Genomic DNA, 26,740 nt, shown 5'->3' on the forward strand with positions numbered 1-26,740 from the left:
ATGGAAACCTTCGACTTAGCGCCCGAATACACGATCTCGCGCGTGATCCGCGGCGGCTGGCAGCTTGCCGGCGGCCATGGCGCGATCGACCGCGACAGCGCGATCGCCGACATGACGGCCTTCGCCGAGGCCGGCATCGTCACCTTCGATTGCGCCGATATCTATACCGGCGTCGAGGCGATGATCGGCGATTTCCGCGCCGGGTTCGGCCGCACGCACGGCAAGGCGGCGCTGGAGCGGATCCACGTCCACACCAAATGCGTGCCCGACCTCGCCATATTGAACCGCGTCACCAAGGCCGACATCGCCGCGATCATCGACCAGTCGCTGCAGCGCCTGCGTATGGAGCGGCTGGATCTGGTGCAGTTCCATTGGTGGGATTACGACGCGCCGGCCTATGTCGCCGTCGCCGTCTGGCTCGACGAGCTCCGCCGCGAAGGCAAGATCAGCTACGTCTCCGGCACCAATTTCGACGTGCCGCGCGTCAGGGAATTCCTCGCAGCCGGCGTCCCGCTGCGCACCCTGCAGGTGCAATATTCCGTGCTCGACCATCGGCCGGAGAACGGCCTCGTCGAACTCTGCGCCGCGAACGGCATCGATCTCCTCTGCTATGGCTCGGTCGCGGGCGGCTTCCTCGGCGAGCGCTGGCTGGGCGTGGCCGAGCCGAAGGGCGAGCTCGAGAACCGCTCGCTGACCAAATACAAGCTGATCATCGACGATTTCGGCGGCTGGGCGTTGTTCCAGGAACTGCTCGCGGCGCTCGCTTCCGTCGCCGCGCGGCACGGCGTCGATATCGCGACCGTCGCCAGCCGGCATGTGCTCGACCGGGCAGGCGTTGCTGCCGTCATCGTCGGGGCGCGCAACCGCAGCCACCTCGCCCGCAACCTCGCAATCGGTGCACTTCACCTGACCGATGAAGATCGCGCCGCAATCGACGCGGTGATCGCCAAGCGACAAGGCCCGGAGGGCGACGTCTATACGCTCGAACGCGACCGCACCGGCCGGCATGGCTCGATCATGAAATACAATTTGAACGCCGCGTCATGAGCGGAACCGACGGCACCCATCCCCTCGTCGCGGCCGCGATCCGCGAGATCGAGGCGTCGCACGATTTCTTCGTCCGCTGGTTCCTCGGCACGGCCGATCAGGCCGAGTTCGATCTCTGGCTGCGCACCACCCATCCGCAGTTCCGCCTGACGACGCCGGGCGGCGCGATGCTCGGCTGCGCGGCGATCGTTGAATGGATCGGCGCGGCGCGCGGCTCGATGACGTCCCGTTTCGAGATCGCCGTCGAGGATATCGAGCCGATCCATGTCGGCGACGACGCCGTCTTGCTCATCTATGTCGAGCGACAGTATCGTGACGGCCGCACGACACGGCGCCAGTCGATGGCCTTCTTCCTTCGGGATGATGAGGCCCCGCGCGGCGTGGTGTGGCGGCATCTGCAGGAAACCTGGCTGCAGGCGGCCGAGACGGAACAACCGGGGCCAAAGCCCACGACATGAGGGGCAGGGAGTTTCCAATGACATCGATCCGTATGCTGCGCGCCGCACTTCTCGGCAGCGCCCTCGCCCTCACTGCGGCGGGCGCCGCCCGCGCCGCCGATTGCGACATCACCGTCGGCCTCGTCATGGAGCTGACCGGCCCGGCCGGCGAATATGGCCAGGCCGGTGCGAAGTCGGTCGAGATGGCGTTTCGCGACCTGAACGATGCCGGCGGCGTCGCCGGCTGCAAGATCGTCACCGACACGCGCGATTCGCAGAGCCAGGGCACGGTGGCGGTCGACGTCGCGACGCAGCTGGTTCAGGTAAAGAAGGTGCCGGTGATCATCGGCGGCATCATCTCGTCCGTCTCTATCCCGATCCTGACCTCGGTGACTGCGCCGGCCAAGATCCCGCAGGTCTCGCCCGCCTCGTCCTCGCCGACGCTGACCAAGCTCGGCCGCGACGGCAAGACCAATGGCGTGTTCTTCCGCACCATCACATCCGATGCGCTGCAGGGCATCGCCGCGGCGAAATTCGCGATCGACCAGGGCATCAAGAAGGTCGCGATCATCAATGTGAACAACGACTTCGGCGTCAACATGGTCAACGAGTTCTCGTCGGCCTACAAGGCGCTCGGCGGCGAGATCACATCGGTCACGCCCTATAACGAGAAGCAGTCGTCCTACCAGTCGGAGGTCACGGCCGCCCTCGCCTCCTCGCCCGAGGCGCTCTACCTCGTCTCGACGCCGGTGGACGGCGCCACGATCGCCCGCACCTGGATCTCGCAGGGCGGCCCGCAGAAGTTCCTCCTGAACGACGGCATGAACAGCGCCGAATTCATCAAGAATGTCGGCCCGGAATATCTGAACGACGCTTTCGGCACCTCGTCGGGCACCGACGCGACGGCCTCGACCGAGTATTTCAACAAGGAATACAAGGCGTTCTCCGGCCTCGATCCGGCCAGCCCCGCCGCCGACCGTTCCTATGACGCGGGCGCCATCGTCGGCCTCGCCATCGCCGAAGCCGGCAAGGGCGACAGCGCCGCCATCCTCGCCTCGATCCGCAAGGTGCTCGACCCGAACGGCACGGTGATCCATGCCGGCAAGGACGAGTTCGCCAAGGCGCTCCAGCTGATCAAGGACGGCAAGCCGATCAAGTATGAAGGCGTGATCGGCCCGGTCACCTTCGACGAAGTCGGCGACATTACGGGCCCGTTCCGCCTCTGGCGCATCCAGAACGGCGAGGTGACGACGGTCGGCCAGATGTCGACGGCCGATATCGACAAGGTCAAGGCGTCGATCGCGAAGTAAGGCGTCATCGCTTAAGCGGCACGGCCGGCCCTCTCTCCCGCGTGAGCGGGGGAGAGTTGGAGAGGGGGGCTTCGTCTCTCCTTTTGACCGCCGTTGCACGCGAGCCCCCTCCCCAGCCCTCCCCCGCAAGCGGGAGAGGGAGCAGAACTCGGCGCTGCTGCGACAGCATCGGCGCACCGATGAATTGAAAGAACCCGCCTTGACCGTCGTCCCCACCCCGCCCCGCATCGTCGTTCCCGCCGGCTTCGAGCTGCCTCGCATTGCGACCGGGCTCTGGCAGATCGCCGATATGGAGCGCGACGGGAAGACGGTGGATCAGGATGCGGGCGCCGCGGCGATGCTCGCCTATGCGAAGGCCGGCTTCGATGCCTTCGACATGGCCGACCATTATGGCAGCGCCGAGCTGATCACCGGTCGCTTCCTGAAGCTAGCGGCAGCCGAGGGGCTGAAGCCGTTCGTCTCGACCAAATGGTGCCCGAAGCCGGGGCCGATGACGCGCGACGTGGTGCGCGCCGGCGTGCAGACGAGCCTCGACCGGCTCAGCGTCGACAGCGTCGACCTGATGCAGTTCCATTGGTGGAGCTTCGAGCATCCGGCCTATCTGGACGCGCTCGCAGAGCTTGAGGAACTGCGCCGCGAGGGCGTCATCCGCCATTTGGGCCTGACCAATTTCAACACCGATCATTTGCGCCTCGTCGCGAAGAACGGCGTCACCATCGCGACCAACCAGGTCTCGTTCTCGCTTCTCGACCGCCGCGCGGCTGGCGCGCTCAGCGCCTTCTGCCTGGAGAGCGGCATCCGCCTGCTCGCCTATGGCACGATGGGCGGCGGCTGGCTGTCCGAGCGCTGGCTCGGCGCCGCGGAGCCGCCGGCGGTCGGCGACTGGAGCAAGATGAAATATCGCCGCTTCATCGACACCATCGGCGGCTGGGACGCGTTGCAGGCCATCCTCGGCGCCGCCGCGGGAATCGCACGCAAGCACGGCGTTTCCGTCTCCAATGTCGCGACGCGCTGGGTGCTCGATCATCCCGCGGTGGCCGCCGTCATCATCGGCGCCCGGCTCGGCGAGCGCGAGCATCGCGCCGACAATCTGAAGGCCTTCGGCTTCGCCTTCGACGAGGCCGACCGCGCGGCCCTCGATGCCGCCTTCGCGCAGTCGCAGCCGGTTCCCGGCGATTGCGGCGACGAATACCGCAAGCCGCCCTTCCTGACGGCGTCGGGCGATCTCAGCCATCACCTCGCGACGCTGCCGCAGATCTATTCCGCCGAGCCGGTTCCGGGCCGCCCGGGGCGCCTTCGCGTCGACTCGGGGAGCATCTGGGAGCCGATCGCCGGCTATTCCCGCGCCGTGCGGATCGGGGACCGCATCCTCGTCAGCGGCACGACGGCGACCCACACCGACGGTTCTGTCGTCTGCGAGGGCGACGTTGCAGGCCAGACGACCTACATCCTCGACAAGATCGCCGCGAGCACCGCGGCGCTCGGCGGCAGCCTCGAAGACGTCATCCGCACGCGCGTCTATCTGAAGGACGCGAACCAGTGGGAGCCGGCCTCGCGCGTCCATGGCCGGTATTTCGGCGCGATCCGGCCGGCCAACACGCTGCTGGAGGTTGGTACGCTGGTCGGGCCATACGAGGTGGAGATCGAGGCCGAAGCGGTGGTCGATCCGGCCTGAGGCGGAGGCGGGAGGATTCGCACAAGGCGACGCAGCCCTATCGTTCCACTCCGAGCGCCTTCTTTCACCTCTCCCTGAGGGAGAGGTCGGACCGCAGGTCCGGGTGAGGGTTTACGGCCTCTCCGGACGAGACCCGAAAAAGACCGTTCCGTACGGTCCGTAAACCCTCTCCCTTCCGGCCTAAGCCTCTCGGTCGCTGCGCGCCCTGCGACGCCAAGGCCGAAAGCCCTCTCCCTCAGGGAGAGGGGAAGAAACGGCTTCCTTCCCGCTCGGACCGGCACAAGCCCCCTCACCCCACAACTTCGTCCCGATGCTCGCGGTCCGAGACCTGCGCCAGGTCCAGGACCTTCTGGATGTTCGCGGCGCGGCGGAAGGATGGCTCCTGCGTCTTCCCGGCACGCACCGCCGCGGCGAAGCGCTGGTAGTTCGTCTCCACCGGCTCGAACGGCACGTCGCGATAGGTGGCCGTGTCGAGGTCCGGTCCGAGACAGGCGCGCAGCGTCGAAACGCCGGTGTCATAGACCACTTCGATCGTGCCCTTCTCGCCATAGATGCGGAGCCGGAGCTGGTCGAGCTGTCCGGCGGCGCTCCGGGTCGCCTGGATCGTGCCGATGGCGCCGTTGGAGAAGTCGACATTCATGGTGAAGCTGTCATTGGCGTCGAGGTCATATTCGCCGATGCGGTTGTCCGGCGGCGATTTGTCGAAGGTCTTCAGCCGCGCAAAGACATGGGCGATGTCGAGACCGGCGCCATAGGACGTGAAGTCGACGATATGGATGCCGATGTCGCCCAGCGCGCCGTTGGAGCCGTGCTTCTTCGATAGCCGCCAGAGCCATTTGCTCTCGCTCTTCCAGTCGCCCCAGGCCTTGCCGACGAGCCAGCTCTGCAGATGCGTCGCCTCGACATGGCGCACCGCGCCGATATCGCCGGCAAGCACCATCTGACGGCCCTTCTGGATGGCGCCGGAATTGCGGTAGGTGAGATTGACCATCCCGATCTTGCCGGATGTCTCGATCGCCTCGGTCATCTCCATTGCGAGTGCCGCATCGGTGGCGAGCGGCTTCTCGCAGAAGACATGCTTGCCGGCCGCGATCGCCTGCATGGTCGTGGGATGGTGCATCCGGTCCGGGGTGACATTCGCCACGGCGTCGAAATCGCCCCAGGCCAGCGCCTCGTCCATCGAGCCGAATTGCCGGACGATGCCATGCTCGGCACAGAACGCCGCCAGCCGCTCGGGTACGACATCGACGCCGCCCACGACCTCCACACCCTCAATGGCAGAGAAATTCCGGGCATGCTGGTTGGCCATGCCGCCCGTTCCCAGAATCAGAAGTCGCATTTCGTTTCCTCCTTCGTCGCTGTTCCGATTCCGGAACGTTTGTGAATTCGCGTCTCCCGGGCATTGCCCAAAGAATATTCCTGCGCCGCCGGGAGCCCCGAAAAGCTGACATGCGGCCATCGCGCAGAGCATCGGACTTGCCCACGCTCCCCAGGCTTTTCGCCCTTCGCGCTGCCATTTCCGGCGCGCCGACAACGGGCTCAGCCCCTCCTTTGGCGACCTTTCCCCCGGCCTGCGGCACGCTCCTCTCCCGTTTGGGATAGCGCATCATTGCCCGTTGCCGAAACAAAAACAAAGTGATTTACTCGGAAACAAGCGCCGCAAAAGACAGGCGTGCAGGGTCCGGCGCAACGTCGGATCCGAGGGTGGAAAATCGATCCAGGGAGTTCCAAGACATGAAGAGATCCTTCCGTGTCGCCTTGTTGGCGACCGCAGCGACCGCGTTCCTCGCGGGCGCGGCGTTTGCCGACGACCTCGTCACCAAGGACCGCGTCGGACCGGCGGATGCGCCCAAAACGCTGACATTGCGCATTACGGGCGATGGCCCCTACAGCAACGAGCAGGCGTGGGCCGACGGTTACACGAAACTCTATTCCGACTTCATCCAGCGGCACCCCGGCTGGCAGATCAAGATGGAGTCGATGTCGCAGAACATCGGCCAGGAACAGGCGCGCATGCTCGAGCAGGCGAAGTCCGGCAACGGCCCGGATTGCGGCTCGGTCGATTCGTTCCAGCTCGCCCTGTTCATGAACGCCAAGGTGCTGCAGCCGCTGAACGACTATTTCACCAAGGAAGAAATCGCCGATCTGTTCCCCTTCGTGCGCGACGGGATCACGGGACCTGACGGCAATATCTACGCCTGGTGGTGGGATACCGATCTGCGCGTGCTTTACCGCAACAAGGAGATCGTGGCGGACGCGCCGAACACCTGGGACGAGTTGAAGGCCGCCGCGCTCGCCTCGAAGGAAAAGGGCATGGAAGGCCTGCTCGTCAATGGCGGACGCTGGGAAGGCACGACCTTCGACTGGCTTGCGAATTTCTGGGCGCAGGGTGGCGAACTGGTCGATGCGAGCGGCAAGCCGATCTTTGCCGAAGGCGAGAACCGGACCAAATTCCTGAAGGCCGTCAATTACTTCAAGGATCTGGTCGATTCGGGCGCGGCGCCGAAGCGCATCGCCACGATCGTCAATTATGACGATTTCAACGCCGCCGCCGCAGCCGGCACGACCGCCCTCTTCATCGGCGGCAACTGGCAGCTCGGCCAGCTGAAGAGCGCGCTGGAGCCGGAAGAATTCGCCAAGTGGACCTTCTCGCCGATCCCCGGTCCGACGGCGGATCAGAAGTCGACGGGCACGGGCGGCTGGACCTTCGCGGCCTTCAGCAAGGATCCGGAGAAGATCGCGATGTGCGCCGCGGTCATCAAGGAAATCTACTCCGGCGAGGGAAATGCACTGCAGCAGCAGCTCCCGACCTCCAAGGCCCAGTTCGCCAAGTTCGACGTGTTCAAGTCGGAAGCGAACCAGGCTTTCGCTGCCGCGCTGGTGAACGGCCGTGCCCGCCCCGGCGTGCCGATCTATCCGGAGATCTCGAACCAGATCCAGGTGATGATGGGCGACGTGCTCGCCGGCACCAAGACGCCGGAAGCGGCGCTGGATGCCGCCAACGCCGCCGTCCAGGCCGCTTACGCCCGGCTCTGAGGCAGACCCGACGACAAGTCTCGGCGGGTTCGCGCCCGCCGGGACTTCCATCCCGGACCTTGGCACGCCTATGACGGGCCGAAGTTCCGCAGGTCTCGCCCGTGGGATAGCGCGGTTTGCGCCCCGCCCCGGCTGCATTGTTGCGTCACGAAAGGACAGGCATGTCCGTAGTTCAGCCGGCTATCGGGATCGAGCGATCCGGCGCCGCCCGTTCGAGCCTTCGCCTCCGGATCGAGAACAATCCGTTCTCATGGCTCGTGCCGGTCGCCCTCATGCTCGGCGTCTTCTACCTCTATCCGATCATCGACGTCTTCCGGCTCGCCTTCACCAACGCGACCCTGCTGGGGCGCGACGAGATCTACACGACCGCCACCTTCAAGGCGCTGCTCGGCAGCCCCGAGCTTCCCGACATCCTGATGACTACTCTGGTCTTCGTCGCGGCCAGCGTGATCGGCCAGCAGCTGTTCGGCCTCGGCATCGCCGTCCTGGTCATGCGCGGCGAGCGGCGCAAGTTGAAGGGCATGACGGCGCTGCGCACCATCGTGCTGATCGCCTGGGTCATTCCGGGCATCGCCAACGGCCTGATCTGGCAGATGCTGTTCAGCGAAGCGCCTTTCGGCGCGATCAACAGCGTCTTGCGCATGATGAGCATCGCGCCGGTCGCCTGGCTGTCGGATCCAACCAACGCGATGATTTCGGCCGTCATTTCCAATGTCTGGCGCGGCACGGCCTTCTCGATGATCGTCTTCTATGCGGCTCTGAAGGCGATCGACGCGACGCTCTACGAAGCGGCGAGCGTCGACGGCGCTTCAAGCTGGCAGCGCTTTCGCCACATCACCCTGCCGCAGATGCGCCCCGCCATCCTGGTGAATTCGATCCTCATCACCATCCAGACGCTGAACACCTTCGACGCGATCATTTCGCTGACCGGCGGCGGCCCCGGACGGGCTACGGAAGTGCTGTCGCTCTTCACCTTCAACGCCGTGTTCCGCAATTACGACCTGGCCGGCGGCAGCGTGCTCTCCGTCCTGATGCTCGTGATCAGCCTGGTGCTGGCGCTTGGCTATGCGTCGATGCTGCCACGCCGGGAGGCATCCGAATGACCGAGGAAACCCGCGAAAAGCTCTGGGACTACGCCACCTATCTTATGGCAATCCTGATCGCCCTGTTCTTCCTGACGCCCCTGTTCTGGCTGCTGTCGCTGTCGCTGCGCGCCAAGCAGGAAATGTTCCTGGGGGCGAGCCGCTTCATTCCCAAGCACGCCACGATCGCCAACTATTTGAAGATTCTGAGCGATCCGACCTTCGTGCGCTATCTCTGGAATGGACTTGAACTCTCCGCGATTGGCGCCCTGGGCTGCCTCCTTGTCTCCGCGCCTGCCGCCTATGCCTTCTCGCGATTCTGGTTCACCGGCAAATCGGCCCTAATGATGACGATCCTCGCCTTCCAGATGGTGTCGCCGCTGGTCATCCTGGTGCCGCTCTACCGCTATATGAGCTGGCTCGGACTGCTCGACAGCCATTTCGGCGTGTCGATGGTCTATATCGCCATCAGCCTGCCGATGTGCGTCTGGCTGGTGAAGAGCGCCATCGACAACATCCCGAAATCGCTCGAAGAGGCGGCATCGATCGACGGCTGCAGCCGCTTCGGCATCTTCTGGCGGATCACCCTCCCCCTCGCCGCCCCCGGCCTCGCCTCGGCCTTCATCCTGATCCTGATCCTGAACTGGTCGCAGTTCCTGGTGCCCTTCCTCCTGATCACCACGGATTCGAAACTGCCGATCTCGGTCGCCATCTTCAATTTCGCCGGATCCTCGAATGCCTCCTCGACGCAGGTGCTCGCCGCCGCCTGCCTAGTAGCCGTCGTTCCGGCCATCATCGCCTTCCTGCTGCTGCAACGCATGATTGTCGGCGCCCTGACCGCCGGCGCCGTGAAGGGGTGACCGCACTCGGATAGTTCCCAAGACGAGCCTCATCGAAAGAAGCCCTCATCAGCCTCCGGACCTCCCTTCGGACGGCGACCAACGAAACTGATCTACGGAGCATGATTCCAATGTCCCTGACCCTCCGGCAAAGGCTGGACCGCATCCATGTGCGCGTCGAGGAACTGAGCTTCTGGCGCGAGCGGGAGGCCTTGACCCTCGAAGGCTGGCGCTTCGACGGCGCGCCGATCGCCATTGGCGGCTTCTGGGCGAAAATTGACGGTGTCCGGAAACTGGATGCGGACGTGACCGTGCCCGACCACTGGCCGCTCGCCGAGACGCGCCTTCAGCTCGATGTCGGCGGCGAAAGCCTACTCGCCCTCGTCCCGAGCGATGGCGGCAAGACGGAGCGTTTCGGGCTCGATCCGTTCCATCAGGAATTCCCGGTTCCCAGCCACGCCTTCACAATCGACATCGACGCCGTCGCCCGCCTGCCCTTCGGCGAGCCGGTCCGCGAGCCACGTCTCACCAAAGCCAAGCTCGTGCGCATCGATGGGCCGGTCGATGACCTTGGTCTCCTGCTGCGCCAAGTGGCGGAAACCATTCAGTTTCTCGGCGATCATGAAGTCGTCCCGCATCTGATCGAGGCGGCCGAGCAGACCTTTGCCGCGCTCGACTGGCCCTCGGCGACGGCCGACTATGTAGCGCGCACCGCCCCGCAGCGCGGCCAGCAGAAGATCTGGCAATTGCCAGAATTGAAGGCGAACCCGGACGGCCTGCGGCAGGACCAGCGCGCCAGCGTCGAGGCGGCGCTGGCCGGATTGAAGAGCCGTCTGATCGCGCTGCAGAAGCGCTATCCGCAACAGGGCAAGCTCGCCATCACCGGGCATGCCCATATCGATCTCGCCTGGCTCTGGCCCTATGCCGAAACAAGGCGCAAGGCGCGGCGGACCTTCCATACGGCGCTGCAACTGATGAAGTCGTTCCCTGACTTCATCTTCAACCAGTCGACCGCGGCCTATTACGACCAGATCGAGCGCGATGATCCGGAGCTGTTCGCCGCCATTTGCGAGAAGGTCAAGGACGGGCAGTGGGAAACGGTCGGCGCCATGTGGGTCGAGCCCGACACCAACATGCCGACGGGCGAGAGCTTTGTCCGCCAACTTCTTTACGGGCAACGCTATTTCGAAAACAAGTTCGGCGTTCGACACCGTGTCTGCTGGCTGCCGGATTGCTTCGGTTTCTCCGGAGCGCTGCCGCAATTGCTGCGCCAGGCTGGCGTCGACTCGTTCTTCACGATCAAGGTCAATTGGTCGGAAACCAACCGATTTCCGCATGATCTGTTCTGGTGGGAAGGGCTCGACGGCAGCCGTGTCCTCGCCCACACCTTCGACAATCCGGTACGCGGCTATAATGGTTCGACCGAACCGGAAGCGATCATCGGCACCTGGAAGAACTTCCGCGGCAAGGTCCGCCATGACGAAAGCCTGCTGGCGGTCGGATATGGCGATGGCGGCGGCGGCGTGACTCCGGAGATGCTGCGCCGTCAGGCCCAGCTCAAGGACTTCCCGGCGGTCCCGTCCCTTCGGCCGGCGCGCATCGAGGATTTCTTCGGTCGCATCCATGACGAGGTCCCGGCCGAGAGCCTGCCGACATGGTCTGGCGAGATCTATCTGGAGCTCCACCGCGCCACCCTGACGACGCAGAGCGGCACCAAGAAGAAGCACCGCGAAGCCGAACGCGCCCTGATCACGGCTGAAACGCTTTCATCGCTCGCCATGTTTCTCGGCGCGTCGAAGCCGGCTAGCCTCGAAGACGAATGGCACGCCGTCCTCAAGAACGAGTTCCACGACATTCTCCCCGGATCAGGTGTCCGAGAAGTCTATGAGGATGCCGAATCCGAACTCGCCGCAGCCCGCGACGCGGGCCAAGCCCGGCAGCAAGAAGCACTGGCCGACATCGTAGCTCGCCTGCCCAAGGGCGAGGCCAAGGACGTGCTGGTCGTCGTCAACCCATCGCTATCGGAACGTCTGCTTCGGGTCGATGGGCCCAACGGTCCCATTTCGGCCGACGCAACCGTTCCGCCGCTCGGCATCGCCGTGCTCGGCGGATCGGCGCTGGCCGCGAAGCCCGGCCTCACGGTTTCTCCGAACCGGCTGGAAAACAGCCAGATCCGCGTCGAGATCGGCCAGGATGGAACCATTACGAGCCTTTTCGACAAGGAGCTCGGCCGCGAGGCGCTGGCCGGGCGCGGCAACCAGCTCTGGGCCTTCCCGATGGACAAGCCCCGCAACTGGGACGCCTGGGACATGGAGGACGATTACGCGGCGCATGGCATTGAACTGGTCGATGCCGAATCGATCGAGATCACCGAGAGCGGCCCGCACCGCGCGTCGATTCGCGTGGTCAAGCGCTTCCGCGATTCGACCATCACCCAGACCTATTCGCTCTGGGCCAATGCCGGCCGGATCGACATCCATACCCATCTCGACTGGCATGATCGCCGCGTGCTGCTGCGGACGCTGACGCCGGTCGATGTGAGGGCGCGGGAAGCGACCTTCGAATGCGCCTTCGGCATTGTCCGTCGCCCGACCCATGAGAACACCTCCTGGGATCAGGCGAAGTTCGAGGTTCCCGGCCATCGCTTTGCCGATCTCTCCGAACCCGGCTTCGGCGTCGCGCTGCTCAACGACGGCAAATATGGCCACAGCGTTCGCGGCAATGTGCTCGGCCTCAGCCTGCTGCGCTCGCCGATCTATCCGGACCCGCTCGCCGACGAAGGCGAACAGAGCTTCACCTATGCGCTGCTGCCGCATGGCGGCGACTGGCATTCGGCGGGCGTGCTGGCCGAGGCGGAGGATCTGAACCAGCCGCTCTTGTCGAAGGCCGCTTCCGGGCTCGCACCGGGAAATCTTTCCCCGTTGCATCTTGCGGGCCATCTGGTCGCCCTTGCTGGTCTGAAGCCTGCCGAGGACGACGGCGATATCGTCCTGCGCGTCTATGAAGCGTTCGGTGGACGCGGCCGTCTGGAGGTCTCGCCGCCCGCCGGCTGGACGCTCTTGGGCGACGTCAACCTGTTGGAGGAGCCCGTCACCCGAGCCGAGGGGCCGGGCATTCGGCCGTTCGAAGTCCGCAGCTTCAAGATCTCGAAGTAGCGGACGTTCCGCCGCCGCCGTTCCCCTCCCGGACGGCGGCGGTGCGACATCTTCGGGATTGTCGGAACCCCTCCGACGCGTCAGGATCGCGCAAAACAAGGCGCGCCATGAACGATCTTGCCGGTTCCAACTCCGAACTCGCCGCCAGCCACAATCGCGGCGTGATCCTGCGCGCCATCCAGCGCCACCAGCCCATCTCGCGCACCGAACTCGCCCGACGTTCCGGCCTGACGAAACAAGCGGTGGCTCGGATCGCGGAACGGCTCATCGGCGAAAACCTCGTACTCGAAGCCCGCCGCCGCCATGGCCAGCCCGGCCAGCCATCGATCGAGATCGAGATCAATCCGGACGGCTGCTTCGCCATCGGCGTCGGCATCGCGCGCGACCATGTCACCATCGTCGCCGTCGACGCGAGCGGCTCGGTGCGAGGACGGATCCATCACGAGATCCAATACCCAATGCCGGAAACCGTGTTCGAGCTGATCGAGGATGCGCTGGCAACCTTCCGCCATCGCCGCGCCATCATCCGCGACCGCCTCGCCGGCATCGGCATCGCCATTCCCGACTGGCTGGGCGAGATCCCCTTTCCCGGTATGCCTAAAGGCTATTCGGCGTGGACCGGATATGATCTGCGCGGACGCTTCGCACGCATCACCGATTTGCCAATCTATATCGAGAACGACGCGACCGCTGCCGCGATTGGCGAACTGAACTACGGGCTCGGCGTCGAGAGTCGCAGCTTCTTCTACATCTTCATCGGCTCGGGCCTCGGCGGCGGCGTCGTATTGGATGGCGTCTGCCATCGCGGCGCGACAGGTCTATCGGGCGAAATCGGCTGGCTGCCCACGCTGGATGAGAGCGAGCCGCTCGGCAGCCGCGTCAAGCCGCTGGGAGAAGTCGTCTCGCTCTATATCCTCTATGACTATCTGGCGAAGCACGGCATTGAAGTGGCGCGCCCTTCGGACCTTCTGGATCTGGATCCCGATGGCCAGGCCCATGTTTCGGAGTGGCTGCGCCAGGCAGCGCGCCATGTCGCCGAGGCGACGATCCATATCGGACTGCTCATCGATCCCGACGCTGTGCTGATCGGCGGGCGCCTCCCCGTCCGCCTGATCGACGAGATGCTGCTCTACGTGCATGATCATCTGGCACGCGATCCCCGCCCTGCCCCGCCGATCCACCGCGCCGCTGGCTCGGAGGACGCGGCAGCGCTGGGAGCCGCGACAATGCCGCTGTCCGAGGCGCTGCGGCTCGACTCTTTCGATGCCCGCCAGCGAACCCGCTCGCCGCTGTCCGGCCTGCCCTACGCGCCCGGAAGGCCGGCGGCGTAGCCGGCTTCACCACTGCGCCCACGAAGCTCCGGCGGACGTCTTGGATCCGGCAGGAGAAATTCGAGAAATGGCAGGATCGCCGCGCCGAGGACGACACAATCGGATCGGAGCGTCGCCGGCAGGATCTGCGGCAGCCATTGTGGCTGCTTCGGGTTCGACATCCGCTGTGCCTCGGCCACCGACAGCCTGCCTGCCAGACGATCGACAAGGTCTCCGGGCAACCGTCCGCCCACAAAGATGGCGCTGGGCGCGATGAAGCCGGAAATGGCGATGACGGCATCCAGAAAGTGCGAGGTCGAGCGATCGAGCCAGTTCTCCACGGCCAATGCCGCATGGGTCTCGAGCTGCGACAGAAAATCGTCCGGATTGTCAGCGCGGTCGAAATGCTCCGCCAGAAGCGGGGCGAGTCCGCCAAGCTGGGCCGCGTCGTCAAGCAGCCGGCCATCTTCCCCGGTTCGCATCTGGCCGATTCTGCCCGCGCGGTGCATCGCTCCGTCAAACAGCCCGCCGCGGATCATCAGCCCGGCGCGAACGGACTTTCCGAACAGCACCTGGACGAAACTGCCATCGGCGGGCGCCGAGCCGAGCAACCGCTCGCCGAGCGCGGCGCAGGCCGTGTCGCGTTCCTGGATCACGAGGAATGGCGCCAGTGCCTGCGCAACGCGGTCCGGGTCGACGGTGCTGGTGACGCCGATGCCGAGCAGACGATCCGAAACGGCGGCGGGCAAGCGGCTCGCCGTCGCAAAGGCGCTGGCTCGAAGCGCAGCCGCAATATCCGCCGGTTGATCGGACGCTGCATGGCGCCGTTCCCGCAGCCGGATATCCCCCTTCAGATCGACGATCACCGTCGAAACCGCGGCGCCCTCGACATCGATGCCCATGCCATAGGCGCCACCGGCCTCGATGGCGAAGCGGGTCGCTCTCGTTCCTGAAACCTGCCGCACCAGGCCGGCATCGAGAAGCCGGCGCATGATGTTGGAGATGCCGGGGGCGGTCAGTCCAGTGACGACGGTGAGGTCCTGACGCGTCAAAGCGCCGGCGCGGCGGAGCGCTTCCAGCGTGACGCGGTCATTGTGGTCCGCCGCATGGACGAGGTTGCGCCCGCTGCCCCGCAGCCCCTGGCCCATGTCGCGAGGCGGCCGCTCAGCGATCCGCGGACGATAGTCTTTTCCGAACGTCATGCCCGCTTCTGTTCCAGATCGGCGCCTCCCGTCGCCGGCGCGCTTCGATGCTAAGCCAACATCACAAAATCCCCGGTCCGTCGAGCGATTGTCGCGCATCGGAGACGCCAGACGGCCTGGATCTGGCAGATCGAGACCGGCGGAGACAGCGATGGCGCGCGCTCCGGAGATCCCGAGGCTCGCGTCACAGGCTCTCTGCCGCTATATCACCCGGCAGGAACCGTCGGCGCCGCGATCCTGGATCGCAGCAGGCCCGGCAGGATCAAGAAACCCGGAGGAGGAATATCATGTCGATCCAGAAGCGTCGGTTTGGTCGCACGAACTGGCAAGTATCCGAGATCGGGTTCGGCGCCTGGGCGATCGGCGGGTCGTGGGGTAGCGTCGATGAGACGGATGCCAAGGCCGCGCTCAATGCCGCGCTCGATGCCGGTATGAATTTCATCGACACCGCCGACGTCTATGGCGATGGCCGCTCGGAGCGGATCATCCGCGACACCTTGAAGGAGCGCGGCGGCGAACGTCCGATCGTCGCGACCAAGGCCGGGCGCCGCCTGTCGCCTCATGTTTCGGAAGGCTATAACCGGGCCAATCTTGAGGCCTTTGTCGATCGCAGTCTGGTCAATCTCGGCGTCGAAACGCTCGATCTCGTCCAGCTGCACACGCCGCCGATCGACGCGTTCTATCGCCCCGAAATCTTCGGCGCGATGGACGATCTCGTCGCTGCCGGCAAGATCCGCTTCTACGGCGTCTCCGTGGAGAAGGTGGAGGAAGGGCTGAAGGCGATCGAATATCCGAACGTCGCCTCGGTTCAGATCATCTACAATATGTTCCGGCAAAGGCCCGCCGACCTGTTCTTCAAGGAAGCGGCGAAGAAGAATGTCGCCGTCATCGTGCGCGTCCCACTCGCCAGTGGTTTGCTCACAGGGAAGTTCACGGCCGGCTCGCAATTCGCGGCGGACGATCATCGCCAGTTCAATCGTCATGGCGAAGCCTTCGATGTCGGCGAGACGTTCTCCGGCGTGCCTTACGATGTCGCGCTCGATGCCGTCGAGGCGCTGCGCGCGATTGTGCCCGGCGGCGCCTCCATGGCGCAGATCGCGCTGCGCTGGATCCTCATGGAAGATGCCGTCTCGGTCGTGATCCCCGGCGCCAAGAATCCGGTTCAGGCCAGGGACAATGCCGCCGCCGGCGCCCTTCCGCCGCTGTCGCCGGAAACGATGCAGCGTGTGCGAGAGATCTACGCCGAGCGCATCGCGCCGCATGTTCACCAGCGCTGGTAGGCCCCTGGTTGCCCCTCAGCGGCGAGCGGCCTCGCGGCCGGATAGCAGCAACAGGATGAGGATCAGCGAGCCAAACAGAATGCTTCGCCAGCCCGGCGAGGCATTCACTACGGTGATCAACGCCGTGATCGTCACGAGCAGGACGGCGCCGGGAATCGTTCCGGCATAGGTGCCCGACCCGCCGAGGATCGAAGTGCCGCCAAGAACGACGGCGGCGATCGAGGCGAGCAGATAGGGATCGCCGATCCCGACATAGCCCTGTCCGTTCATGCCAAGCGCCAGCACGCCCGCCAGCCCCGACAGGAGGCCGCTGATCGCATAGACAGCCATGGTCGTCGCCGGCACGTCAACGCCGGAAAGCTGCGTCGCCACCGGGTTGGCGCCAAGCGCGAAGAGGCGCGCGCCGAATGGGGTGGCGTGCAGGATGTAGAGTGCGCCGACCGAGACGACGAGCCACATCCAGATGCCGGCCGGGATGCCAAGCGGCCGTGCATTGCCGAGCCAGGCGACCAGTGGATTGTGAGCCGAAACGGCACTGCCTCCGGCGATGATGATGAGCAGCCCTTGCAGGAACGTCGCCATGGCGAGCGTCATGATCATCGGATGCACGCGCAGCCAGGCGACGCCGACGCCGTTCACGAAGCCGATCGCGGTCGTGCAGGCGAGAATGATGACGATCGCCGAAACGCCGGTCGGATCGGCGTCCATGGAGAGCAGCGGCAGCCCGACCGCGCTGACGGTGACGATCGCGCCGACCGAAAGGTCGATGCCGCCGGCGATCACCACGAAGGTCTGCCCCGCCGCCACGAGGCCGATCACAGCGGCCAGTTCGACGATATAGCGCAAATGACCATAGGCGCCGAAGCCGCGGCTGGCGAAGCTGGCCCCGATCCAGACGATCGCGACGACAAGGACCGTCAGGAACGGGCGACTGGTGACGATCGACTTCACACGAAGAGCAGCGGTAGCGCTCATGCCAGCCTCTCGCGAATCTGGGGAATTGCGACGGCCCCGATGATGATCAGACCCTGCGCGATATATTGCGCGACGGGCGTGAAGCCGAGGAAGAACATGACGTTGATCATGACGCTGAGGAGAAGGCTCCCCGCCAGAGCCCCGCGCATCGTGCCGCGCCCGCCGAGAAAGCCGATACCGCCGAGAACCGCGGCTGCGATCGAATTGAGCGTGAAGGCCTGGCCGATCAATGGATCGCCGGAGCCGGTCTGCGCCGCGACGAAGAGGCCGGCGAGAGCGGCGAGGACGCCGCTGATCGCGAAGGCCGCGATGCGGGCAGCATCGACGGACACGCCCGACCGAAAGGCCCCGACCGGATTCTCGCCGGCCGCATAGAGGCTGAGCCCGAGCGGCGTTGCGAGATAGAGCTTCCAGAGCAGCGCGATGACGACCAGAAGTCCGAACGCGACGGGTAGATTGCCGGCGAGCAGGTCAGACAGCCAGGCCGGTATCGCCCCGCCCGGCCGGGGCAAGACGAGCAGCGCCGCGCCGCCGATGATGAATGATCCCGCCAGCGTCACGACGATGGCCGGGAGGCGCAGCTTCACCACGATTCCCCCGGTTGCGGCGCCGATGACGAGGCCGGAAAGGACGACGACGGCCGTACCGCCCACAACGCCGAAGGGACCAGCCATGGTCGTCGCCGCGATCACGGCGCCAAGGCTGACGCTGGCACCTATCGCCAGGCTGATGCCGCCGGCCAGCATCAGGACGGCCTGCGACATGGCGACGAGGGCCAGGGGAAACCAGCTTTGCGTGAACTTGGCGAAGCCGCTCAAGGTGAGAAGGCCGGGAAAAAGAAAGGCGTAAGCAATAAGAAGCAGCGCATCGACACCGAAGAGTACGCGGACACCCCGGTTGCGCCGAAGCTGGACCGCCCAGTATAGAGCGGCACCGGAGGGGCGCGCGGACGATATCGCCTCGCTCATGCCGCCACTCTCCCTTCCGTAGCGCTCATCGCCGCGGCCACGATCGCTTCCTCGCTCAGGTCCTGCTGCTCCAGCAGCGCCGCGATGCGACCCTCGCGCACGACGGCGACGCGGTCACACAGATGCACCAGTTCGGGCGTGTCCGAGCTCAGCAGAACCACGGCCTTGCCCTCGGCGGCGAACTGGCGAAGCATCGCGTAGATCTCGCGCTTCGTCTCGACATCGACACCGCGCGTCGGATCGTTGAGCAGGAGAATTTTCGGATCGAGCGGCATCCATTTGGCGAGCGCCACCTTCTGCTGATTGCCGCCGGAGAGCGCCTGGACCGGACGGGAAAGGTCCCCCTTGATGCCGAGCAAGGCGGCCAGTTCAGCGGAAACCTTGCGCTCGCGCGGGCGATCGCGCCGCGAGAGGCCCGCGACGCGGGCAAAACCCGGCAGCATGAGATTGGTGACGATCGAGTGTGTCAGATGCAGGCTCTCGCGCTTCCGATCGGCGGCGACATAGGCGATGCCGAGCCCGTTGGCCTTGGTGACGCTTCCGGCGAGACCCGCGCTGCCATTGATCGTCGCCGCCACGGCCTTGGCGGGAATGGCTCCGCAGAGGCCCAGAAGCAGATCCTCCTGCCCCTGCCCGACCAGCCCGCCGATGCCGAAGACTTCGCCCGCGCGAAGCTCGATATCCACGCCGTGCATCATGCCGGCCGTCAGACCGGTGACGGATACGACCGGCGGACGATCGGCGGTGGGCTGCCAATGCGGAAAGAGATCGCCGGGATCGCGTCCAACCATCAGCCGCACAAGTCCCGGACCATCGATCCCTTCCAGGGTACGATCGGCAGTGCGAACGCCGTCCTTGAGAACGGTGACGTATTCGCACAAATCCATCACCTCGTTGAGACGATGAGAAATATAGAGGATGGCAATGCCCTCGGACTGAAGCCGACCCAGCACGTTCATCAGCGCCTTCGTCTCATGCGCCGAAAGCGAGGAAGTCGGCTCGTCGAGAATAAGAACACGCGGCTTCCGGTAGAGGGCCTTGGCGATCTCCACCATCTGCCGTCGCCCGAGCGAGAGCTGGCTGACCGGGAGCGAAAGCGGTTCGTCCAGTCCGACAAGGTCGCAGGCGACCTGGGCTCTTCGAGCGAGTTCGCCATAGTCAATACAACCCCAACGCCTCGGGTAATCGCCAAGGCCGATGTTCTCGGCAATAGAAAGGTCGCTGGTAAGGCTCAGTTCCTGCTGTACCACCGCGATCCCCGCCCGCCTTGCGTCGGCGGGCGAAAGACGCGGGATCGGCCGGCCATCGATTTCAATCACGCCGCCATCGGGACGGTGAGCGCCCGAAAGCAGGCTGATCAAAGTCGATTTGCCGGCCCCGTTCTCACCGAGCAGCGCGTGAACGCGGCCCGGCTCAAGCGAGATGGAGACGTCGCGGAGCACGAGATTGCCGAAGAAGGCCTTCGATACCCCGCGCGCCGCCAGGATCGGTGACGACATCCCGTCGATCCCTGCTATTCGCGGACGCTACTGGGCCAGGAGCTTGTCGAACAGCGCCTGATCGTAGGGCGAGTAGATATAGCCATCGGCCGGGAAGTCGGCGGCCCGGGCCAGATACTCGTCGATGTTGGAATTGTCGATGATCGGCAGCGGCACCTTAACGAAGGCCGGCACGTCCTTGCCCTGGAGCGCCTGCACGGCCGCATAGGCCGCGAAAGCCCCCAGCCAGTTCGGCTGCATCGTCGCCCAGGCCTTGAGGTCCTTCTCCTTCCACAGTTCCAGGAACTGGCGGGCATTCTCGCCCGACATCGGAACCATCGGGCGGCCCTGCTTGTCGAAGGCGAGGATCGCACCGGCGGAAAGGGCGCCGCCCAGCGACAGCACGCCGTCGATCTCCGGGTTGGCGAACAGAAGGCTCGTCACCGCTTCCTGCGCGGGCGCGGTGTTGTAGGCGGTATTGGTCTCGGCCAGAATTTTGACGTCCGGATGCGCAGCCAGCACCGGCGTTGCGCCCTTGCGGCGATCATCACTGACGGAGATGCCGGCAGGACCGTTGAGGACGATGATGTTGCCCTTGCCGCCGATCGAGTCGACGACGAATTTCGCGGCGCTCGCGCCCCACTCGGCCGAGTCGGTATTGACCTTGGCCGTCACCTGATCGGTGTCGACGAGGCTGTCGAAATTGATGATGGCGATGCCTTTCGCGCAGGCATCGGCGAGAACGCGGGCCGGCGCGGTCGACGAGCCAGCGATCAGGATGATCGCATCGATGTCGCTGTCGATCATCGACTGGATCTGCTGGATCTGGATATTGGCGTCGCCCTGCGCGTCGGTCACGACGAGCTTGTCGACGAGGCCCTGCTTCTTCAGCTCCTCGACTTCCTTCTCGATCGTGCCCTGGGTCTGCTTCATCCAGGTTGGGACCGAGTAGATATTCGCCCAGCCGATCGTATAGGGCGGCTTGCGTTCGCCGTTGATGCACTTGGCGGCGGCGTTGGCTTGCGTAACGCCGAGGAGAAGGCCTACGCAAAGCGCGCTGGCCGCCGCGAACCGGGTATTGTTCAACATGGCAGGTCCCTCTGGTGGTTGTCTTGACGTTGTCCAGCGGGAGCGAGCGAGGGATCTGCGTCCATCCGTGGACGGTTCAATCGCGCAATCCATGCCTGTCCAGCCGTCGCCTTTGTTAGTCCGAAATACTGGACACGAGACCCGTATTTCGGACAAAAGGAATGCTAGAACTGACCTGATTTTTCCGCAAGAGGCCGGATGATTGGTTCTGGGTCCGGATTAAATCATGGGAGAAGAGGTTCAAATGGCGGATGGCGGGGCGACTGTGGCCGACGGCAAAGGTGGAGATCGCCGCCGCGGGATTGACCGGGTGATCATCCTGCTGGAGGCGCTGCTGCGGCACAGGGCCCCGATGAAGGCCGGCGATATCGCGCGCATGATCGGCGCACCGCGCTCGACGACCTATGAGATCGTCAACCGGCTGATCGAAGCGGAGATGCTCGAGGTGGTCGGAACCGAGGGCCATGTCTATTTCGGCCGCGCCATGCACCTCTTCGGCTGGGCCTACAGCCATCACAATGCCCACTACCGGCGCATTGTCGAAGCCATGGATCGCCTGTCGGGCGAAGTCCTGGCGACGACGCAGGTCTGCGGCCTGCGCGGCAACAAATACATCGTCCTCGATTCGCGCGACGGACCGGGTCCATTCCGCATCACGAGCGATGTCGGCGCCGAGGTGCCTATACCGTGGACGGCGTCGGGACGGCTGCTGCTTGCTCATCTGAGCGAGCGCGAGATCCTCGATTTCATCCCGCCGGAGGATTTTGTGCTTCCGGATGGACGCGAATTGTCCATAGCCGGCTTTCTGGAGGACGTCGCGAAGGCTCGCCGCGACGGATACTGCGAGACGACCGGGCTCGCCGATCGCTTCACCTGGTGCATGGCCGCCCCCATCCGCGACGGGCATGGCATCGCCGGGAAGACGCTCTGCCTGGTTCTTCCCATGGAAACGCCACCCTCGCGCCGCGAGGAGCTTCTGAAGAAGCTCCTCAGGACAAGCGCGGGGCTATCACTCGACCAAGGCTGAGCGCCGCCCATAGATCCGAAGCGACGTCTGAGAGTGCGAAGCCGCTGCGACTACTCCGCCGCGATCCGCATCGACTCGCCCACCTCCCGCCGATCCTTCTCTTGGGCCACGTTGCTCTTCACGTCATGCGGACCGGCGCTGGCCGCCTCATCGCTGGCGTTGGGGTGCACGAGCCAGCGGAACAGCCCCGAAATGCCGCGAGAGACGTCGTCCATGACCGAATAGACCGACGGGATGAAGACAAGCGACAGCACCGTCGAAACGAGCAGGCCACCGATCACGGCGATCGCCATCGGCGAACGGAACTCGCCGCCCTGCCCTACCCCGTAAGCGGCCGGCAGCATGCCGGCAGCCATGGCGATGGTGGTCATCACGATCGGACGGGCGCGCTTGCGTCCGGCGTCGATCACCGCCTCGGTCTGCTCCATGCCGTGCTTCTCGCGCTCGACGGCGAAGTCGACCAGCATGATCGCGTTCTTGGTAACGATGCCCATCAGCATCAGGATGCCGATGATAACCGGCATGGACAGCGCGTTGTTGGTGAGAAGCAGCGCGGCCACCACGCCGCCGACCGAAAGCGGCAAGGAGGCGAGGATCGTGATCGGCTGGATCACGCTGTTGAACAGCAGGATCAGAACCACGAACACCATCATGATGCCGGAGCCCATCGCGACGGCAAAGCCCGAGAAAACCTCGCCCTGGATCTCGGCGTCTCCGGTTTCCTGAATGCGGACGCCCGGCGGGAACGCCTTGACCGCGGGCAGAGCCTGGATGCGCTCGATCCCCTGCCCCGATGTGTAGCCCGGAGCCATGTCGGTACCGACCTTGATCAGCCGCTCGCGATCATAGCGTTCGATGGTCGAGGGACCCTGGCCGAACCCGATATCGGCAACCGTCGAAAGCGGCACCGAGCCGCCTGAACCGGTCGGGACCCGGAGTGCCGAGAGCAGGTTGAGATCGCCGCGCGACCCCTCTTTCAATTCGACGCGGATCGGTATCCGGCGATCGCCGACCGTGAACTTCGCCAGTTGGCTGTCGGCATCGCCCATGGTCGCGACCCGAACCGTCTCGGAGATCGAGGCGGTGGAAATGCCGAGATCCGCCGCCTGATCGGCCTTCGGGTTGATGCGGATCTCCGGCCGCGCGAAGGAGGCCTGAGCCGCCGGATTGGAGAAGATCGGATCCTTGCGCATGGCCGCTTCCAGATCGCCGGCGGCCGCCGCGACGGCGTCGCCATCGCGGCCGAGAATGCCGACGGTCGCTTCTCGGTCGCCGCGCTCGTTCATGAAGAACGCGCGGATGTCGGGAATGCCGGCAAGCGCGTCCTGCACGATGAACTGCAGGTCCTTCTGGGCGGGACGACCGCTCTCCTTCGGCGTCAGGTTGAGGATGACGGTGGCGCGGCGCTTTTCGAGCGTGCCCGTCGGCGAAGTTCCGCCCATGACGAAGACGCTTTCGACGCCCTCGATCTTGCCGAGCTTCGCCGAAATCGCGTCGCTGACCCGCTCGGTCTCATCGAGACGGGCACCGGGGGGCAGCTCGACCGAGGTCACGATCCGGCCCTCGTCAACGGGCGGAATGAAGCCAGTCGGCAGATATTTCGTAGCGCTCATGGAGACGAGGAAGAAGCCAACGCCGGCCGCGATCGTCACCAGCGGCATGACCGGAAAGCGCACATGCACCGGCTGCCTCTCGCCATCCACGACATGTCGGACCAACGGCACGCGAAGGCGCGGCCGCCACAGCGTGATGCGGAGCAACCCCGTATAGAGCCGCATGATGAAGCCGTCTTCGTGCTCTTCCGGATGCGGCCGGCCGAGCCAGGTGGTAAACAACGCCACGACCAGAACGACGGCCAGCGTGCCGCCAATCACCAGCGGCCAGCCATAGCCGGCCATCCGTTCCGCCAAAGCGTCAATCGAAACAAGCGGCGCCCACCACGACGCGGCGGGACCGGCGCTTTCCACCAGCATCAAGCCGGCAACAAACAGGATGCCGAGCATGGCAAAGCCGCTCAGCCGGCGACGCAGCGTCGACCAGACGCCGCGATAGATCTTTCTGCCGTCGCTGCCATCGCCCGCATAGGGCACCCGCATGAAGAACGCCGCCATCATTGGCGTGATCAGGCGCGCCACCAATAGCGAGAAGAACACCGCGATCGCGACGGTGAGGCCGAACTGCTTGAAATACTGGCCGGCGACGCCGCCCATGAACGAGACGGGCGCGAAGATGGCGATGATCGTCGCCGAGATGGCGATAACCGCGAGGCCGATCTCGTCAGCCGCTTCCAGCGCCGCCTTGTAAGGCTTCTTGCCCATGCGGATATGGCGAACGATGTTCTCGATCTCGACGATTGCATCATCGACGAGAATGCCGGTGACGAGCGTGATGCCGAGCAGGCTGATCAGGTTGAGCGAGAAGCCCAGCATCGACAGCGCCCAGAAGGTCGGGATCGCCGAGAGCGGCAGAGCGACGGCGGCGATCAGTGTCGCACGGATGTCGCGCAGGAAGATGAGCACGACGAGAATCGCCAGCAGGGCGCCCTCGACAAGCGTATCCATCGCGCTCTGATAATTGCCATAGGTGTAGTAGACGCTGTCGTCGATGCGCGTGAAGCCGACATCGGGATGCGCGAGCTGCAGCTTGTCCACCTCAGCCTTGACGACGTCGGAGACCGAGGCATCGCTGGCCCCCTTGGCGCGGTAGATCGCGAAGGCGACGACCGGCTTGCCATCGAGGCGCGCATAGGATTTCGGCTCCTGATATCCATCGATGACGACGCCAAGATCGGAAAGCCGCACCTCGCGACCACCGCTCAGGACGATCCGGGTCGAAGCCAGATCGTCGAGATTGCCGGCATTGGCGAGCGTTCGGATCGTCTGCTCCTGGCCGCCCACTTCGGCTTTGCCGCCCGAGAGATCAACATTGGTGGCCTTGAGCTGGCGGCTGACCTCCGCGGCGGTGACGCCGAGCGCCATCAGCCGGTCCGGATCGAGCCGCACCTGGATCTCGCGGGTGACGCCGCCCATGCGCTCGACCCGGCCGACGCCCTTCAGTCCCTGGAGATCGCGAATGATCGTGTCGTCGACGAACCAGGAGAGTTGTTCGGGCGTCATCGTCGGCGCCGTCACGGCATAGGTCTGGATCGATTGACCCTCGACGTCGATACGCTGGACGATCGGCTCGTCGATCGAACCTGGCAGATCGCCGCGGATCTTGGCCATCGCGTCCTTGACGTCGTTGAGCGCGCGATCGGTATTGATCTCAAGACGGAACTCGACCGCCGTGGTCGAGGAGCCATCCGTGATCGTCGAGGTGACATGCTTGACGCCGGAAATTCCGGCGATCGCATCCTCGACCTTCTTGGAGATCTGCGTTTCCAGCTCCGCCGGAGCCGAGCCGACATCGGTCACCGTCACGGCGATGACCGGGACGTCGATGTTGGGGAACTTGGTGATCGGGAGATGGGCGAAGGAATAGAGCCCCAGCGCCATCAGCACGACGAAGAGCAGGATCGGCGGAACCGGATTGCGGATCGCCCAGGCAGAGAAGTTCCAGTTCATCCCTTCGCTCCCTGAACCGCCGCAACCGGCGTTACCTCGTCGCCGTCGCGCACGAAGGTGCCGGCGCGCAGGATGACGCTATCGCCCTCGGCGACACCGGAAAGGATCTCGACGACTCCGCCGCCGGATATGCCGATCTCGAGCGGCCGCGTCTGGACCTTGCTGTCCACCACCACCTGCGCCGTCGGCTTGCCGGCGACGGTGACGATCGCCGATTGCGGCAGCGTCACGCCCTCGTGCCGCGCGACTTCGATCGTGCCGCGGGCAAAGGCGCCGGCATTGACCTTGACCCCTGCCGGCAGGGCGATCCGGACGCGCCCCAGCCGGGTCGCCGCATCGATGCGCGGGGCGACCAGACGGACCTTGCCTTCGATCACGGCGTCGGAGCCGGCCGAGTGGATGGTCACAAGCTGGCCAATCGCAATGCGCGACAGCGCCGTCTCTGGCACCTGGGCCTCGAGTTCGATGGCGCCGTCCTCGGCAATGCGGAACAGCGGCTCGCCGGCCCCCGAGACGATGGCGCCGATGCGGGCATTGCGCGACAGCACGATGCCGTCCGTCGGCGCCTTGATCTCGGTCTTCGACAGGCGGAGCTCCAGTTCGCGGCGGAGCGCCTCGGTCAGGGTCTTGTCGGCCTGGGCGACGGCAAGGCCCTGCTCCGCGGCGGCGCGGCGAGCAGAAGCGGCACCGGCCAGCGAGCGGCGCTGGTCGAGCACGCTAGCCGAAGCGAAGCCCTTCTCCTGCAGCGAAGCACCGCGCTCCAGCGAGGCCTTGGCCTCGACCTCGGTTGCTACAGCTTCGGCGATCTGGCTCTTCGCCTGCGCGATCGCCGCATCATTACGGGCCAGCGAGGATGCGTTCTGGGCGAGCAGCACTTCCAGCGTGTCGGTCGAGAGGCGGGCGAGCACCTGTCCGGCCTTGACCGTATCGCCCTCCTCCGCATCGAGCTCGGTCAGTCGGTAGCCGTCGAGATCGACGCCGACCAGCACTTCCTCGCGCGGCACCAGCGAGCCGACCACCGTCTCCGATTCAACGACGACGCCGCGCGCGGCCGGCGCAACGGTGATCGAGGGCGGCAGGGCTGGCGGAGCCGCGGCAGGCTCGGCCCCGAACGCGGCCGGCGTCGCAAGAACGGCAACGCCGGATCCAGCGAGGAAGATGGCAAGGGCGGTCGAAGCCGCAAAGCGAAGGAAGGACGTCATGGGCTATCACCGCGGCAGGCGGCGCCTTCTCAGGAATTGGCTGGATCGGCGCTTCAGGGCGCCGC

The 26,740-nt window shown here is 65.2% G+C and carries 19 protein-coding genes; 11 read left to right on the top strand and 8 right to left on the bottom strand.

All coding sequences use genetic code 11. The features are described 5' to 3' along the window. The 4 genes from OSH05_RS16105 (at position 1) to OSH05_RS16120 (ending at position 4,469) form a co-directional block, all read left to right on the top strand. The gene (locus tag OSH05_RS16105) at positions 1-1,047 is read left to right on the top strand and encodes an aldo/keto reductase (RefSeq protein WP_104219088.1); all 1,047 of its coding nucleotides are present in this window, start codon (positions 1-3) and stop codon (positions 1,045-1,047) included. After that, entirely contained in the window at positions 1,044-1,505 is a 462-nt protein-coding gene (locus tag OSH05_RS16110) for a hypothetical protein (RefSeq protein ID WP_104219089.1), read from the top strand. The genes OSH05_RS16105 and OSH05_RS16110 overlap by 4 nt, the downstream gene beginning before the upstream one ends. Before the next feature lie 32 nt (positions 1,506-1,537). Further along, complete coding sequence (locus OSH05_RS16115) at positions 1,538-2,794, top strand: ABC transporter substrate-binding protein (protein WP_104219298.1); 1,257 nt, start codon at positions 1,538-1,540, stop codon at positions 2,792-2,794. 199 nt (positions 2,795-2,993) lie between these two features. Next, positions 2,994-4,469, top strand: coding sequence for an aldo/keto reductase (locus OSH05_RS16120; protein ID WP_266352594.1), 1,476 nt, complete (start codon positions 2,994-2,996; stop codon positions 4,467-4,469). Positions 4,470-4,758: 289 nt separating this feature from the next. On the opposite strand, the gene OSH05_RS16125 is transcribed toward OSH05_RS16120, so the two are convergent. Next, entirely contained in the window at positions 4,759-5,808 is a 1,050-nt protein-coding gene (locus tag OSH05_RS16125) for a Gfo/Idh/MocA family protein (protein WP_104219090.1), read from the bottom strand. A gap of 395 nt (positions 5,809-6,203) precedes the next feature. On the opposite strand from OSH05_RS16125, the gene OSH05_RS16130 reads away from it, so the two are divergent. The 5 genes from OSH05_RS16130 to OSH05_RS16150 all read left to right on the top strand — a co-directional run bounded on the left by OSH05_RS16130 (position 6,204) and on the right by OSH05_RS16150 (position 13,912). Then, a complete protein-coding gene (locus tag OSH05_RS16130) occupies positions 6,204-7,505 on the top strand; it encodes an extracellular solute-binding protein (RefSeq protein ID WP_104219091.1) in 1,302 nt (433 codons plus the stop codon). A gap of 161 nt (positions 7,506-7,666) precedes the next feature. Then, a complete protein-coding gene (locus OSH05_RS16135; protein ID WP_104219092.1) occupies positions 7,667-8,608 on the top strand; it encodes a carbohydrate ABC transporter permease in 942 nt (313 codons plus the stop codon). Then, on the top strand, positions 8,605-9,447 hold the full coding sequence (locus OSH05_RS16140; RefSeq protein WP_104219093.1) for a carbohydrate ABC transporter permease: 843 nt from the start codon (positions 8,605-8,607) through the stop codon (positions 9,445-9,447). Before OSH05_RS16135 ends, OSH05_RS16140 begins: the two co-directional genes overlap by 4 nt. A gap of 110 nt (positions 9,448-9,557) precedes the next feature. Next, a complete protein-coding gene (locus OSH05_RS16145; RefSeq protein WP_104219094.1) occupies positions 9,558-12,581 on the top strand; it encodes an alpha-mannosidase in 3,024 nt (1,007 codons plus the stop codon). Positions 12,582-12,688: 107 nt separating this feature from the next. After that, the gene (locus OSH05_RS16150; protein WP_104219095.1) at positions 12,689-13,912 is read left to right on the top strand and encodes an ROK family transcriptional regulator; all 1,224 of its coding nucleotides are present in this window, start codon (positions 12,689-12,691) and stop codon (positions 13,910-13,912) included. Here the strand turns inward: OSH05_RS16150 and OSH05_RS16155 are convergent. Next, complete coding sequence (locus OSH05_RS16155; RefSeq protein WP_104219096.1) at positions 13,885-15,093, bottom strand: ROK family transcriptional regulator; 1,209 nt, start codon at positions 15,091-15,093, stop codon at positions 13,885-13,887. The genes OSH05_RS16150 and OSH05_RS16155 overlap by 28 nt on opposite strands. A 293-nt stretch (positions 15,094-15,386) precedes the next feature. Here OSH05_RS16155 and OSH05_RS16160 point away from each other — a divergent pair, with 293 nt between their 5' ends. Further along, the gene (locus tag OSH05_RS16160) at positions 15,387-16,373 is read left to right on the top strand and encodes an aldo/keto reductase (RefSeq protein ID WP_165801594.1); all 987 of its coding nucleotides are present in this window, start codon (positions 15,387-15,389) and stop codon (positions 16,371-16,373) included. 15 nt (positions 16,374-16,388) lie between these two features. Here the strand turns inward: OSH05_RS16160 and OSH05_RS16165 are convergent, their stop codons facing one another. From OSH05_RS16165 to OSH05_RS16180, 4 genes are read right to left on the bottom strand one after another with little or no spacing between them, the layout of a single operon-like run. Further along, positions 16,389-17,348 carry an ABC transporter permease gene (locus tag OSH05_RS16165; protein WP_104219098.1) on the bottom strand — a complete coding sequence of 320 codons (960 nt, stop codon included), beginning with the start codon at positions 17,346-17,348 and terminating at the stop codon, positions 16,389-16,391. Next, positions 17,345-18,316, bottom strand: a complete 972-nt coding sequence (locus OSH05_RS16170) for an ABC transporter permease (protein ID WP_104219099.1) — start codon at positions 18,314-18,316, stop codon at positions 17,345-17,347. The genes OSH05_RS16165 and OSH05_RS16170 overlap by 4 nt, the downstream gene beginning before the upstream one ends. Beyond that, positions 18,313-19,815 (bottom strand): sugar ABC transporter ATP-binding protein, encoded by a 1,503-nt coding sequence (locus OSH05_RS16175; RefSeq protein ID WP_104219100.1) that lies wholly within the window; start codon positions 19,813-19,815, stop codon positions 18,313-18,315. The genes OSH05_RS16170 and OSH05_RS16175 overlap by 4 nt, the downstream gene beginning before the upstream one ends. A 27-nt stretch (positions 19,816-19,842) precedes the next feature. Next, positions 19,843-20,883 (bottom strand): substrate-binding domain-containing protein, encoded by a 1,041-nt coding sequence (locus OSH05_RS16180; RefSeq protein ID WP_104219101.1) that lies wholly within the window; start codon positions 20,881-20,883, stop codon positions 19,843-19,845. 226 nt (positions 20,884-21,109) lie between these two features. On the opposite strand from OSH05_RS16180, the gene OSH05_RS16185 reads away from it, so the two are divergent. Beyond that, positions 21,110-21,910 carry an IclR family transcriptional regulator gene (locus OSH05_RS16185; protein ID WP_104219102.1) on the top strand — a complete coding sequence of 267 codons (801 nt, stop codon included), beginning with the start codon at positions 21,110-21,112 and terminating at the stop codon, positions 21,908-21,910. A gap of 50 nt (positions 21,911-21,960) precedes the next feature. On the opposite strand, the gene OSH05_RS16190 is transcribed toward OSH05_RS16185, so the two are convergent. Next, positions 21,961-25,473: an efflux RND transporter permease subunit gene (locus tag OSH05_RS16190; RefSeq protein WP_104219103.1), complete on the bottom strand. Its 3,513-nt coding sequence runs from the start codon at positions 25,471-25,473 to the stop codon at positions 21,961-21,963. Further along, entirely contained in the window at positions 25,470-26,675 is a 1,206-nt protein-coding gene (locus OSH05_RS16195; protein WP_104219104.1) for an efflux RND transporter periplasmic adaptor subunit, read from the bottom strand. Before OSH05_RS16195 ends, OSH05_RS16190 begins: the two co-directional genes overlap by 4 nt. Between the last annotated feature and the right edge of the window lie 65 nt (positions 26,676-26,740).

This window comes from Kaistia algarum (assembly GCF_026343945.1).
GTDB lineage: Bacteria > Pseudomonadota > Alphaproteobacteria > Rhizobiales > Kaistiaceae > Kaistia > Kaistia algarum.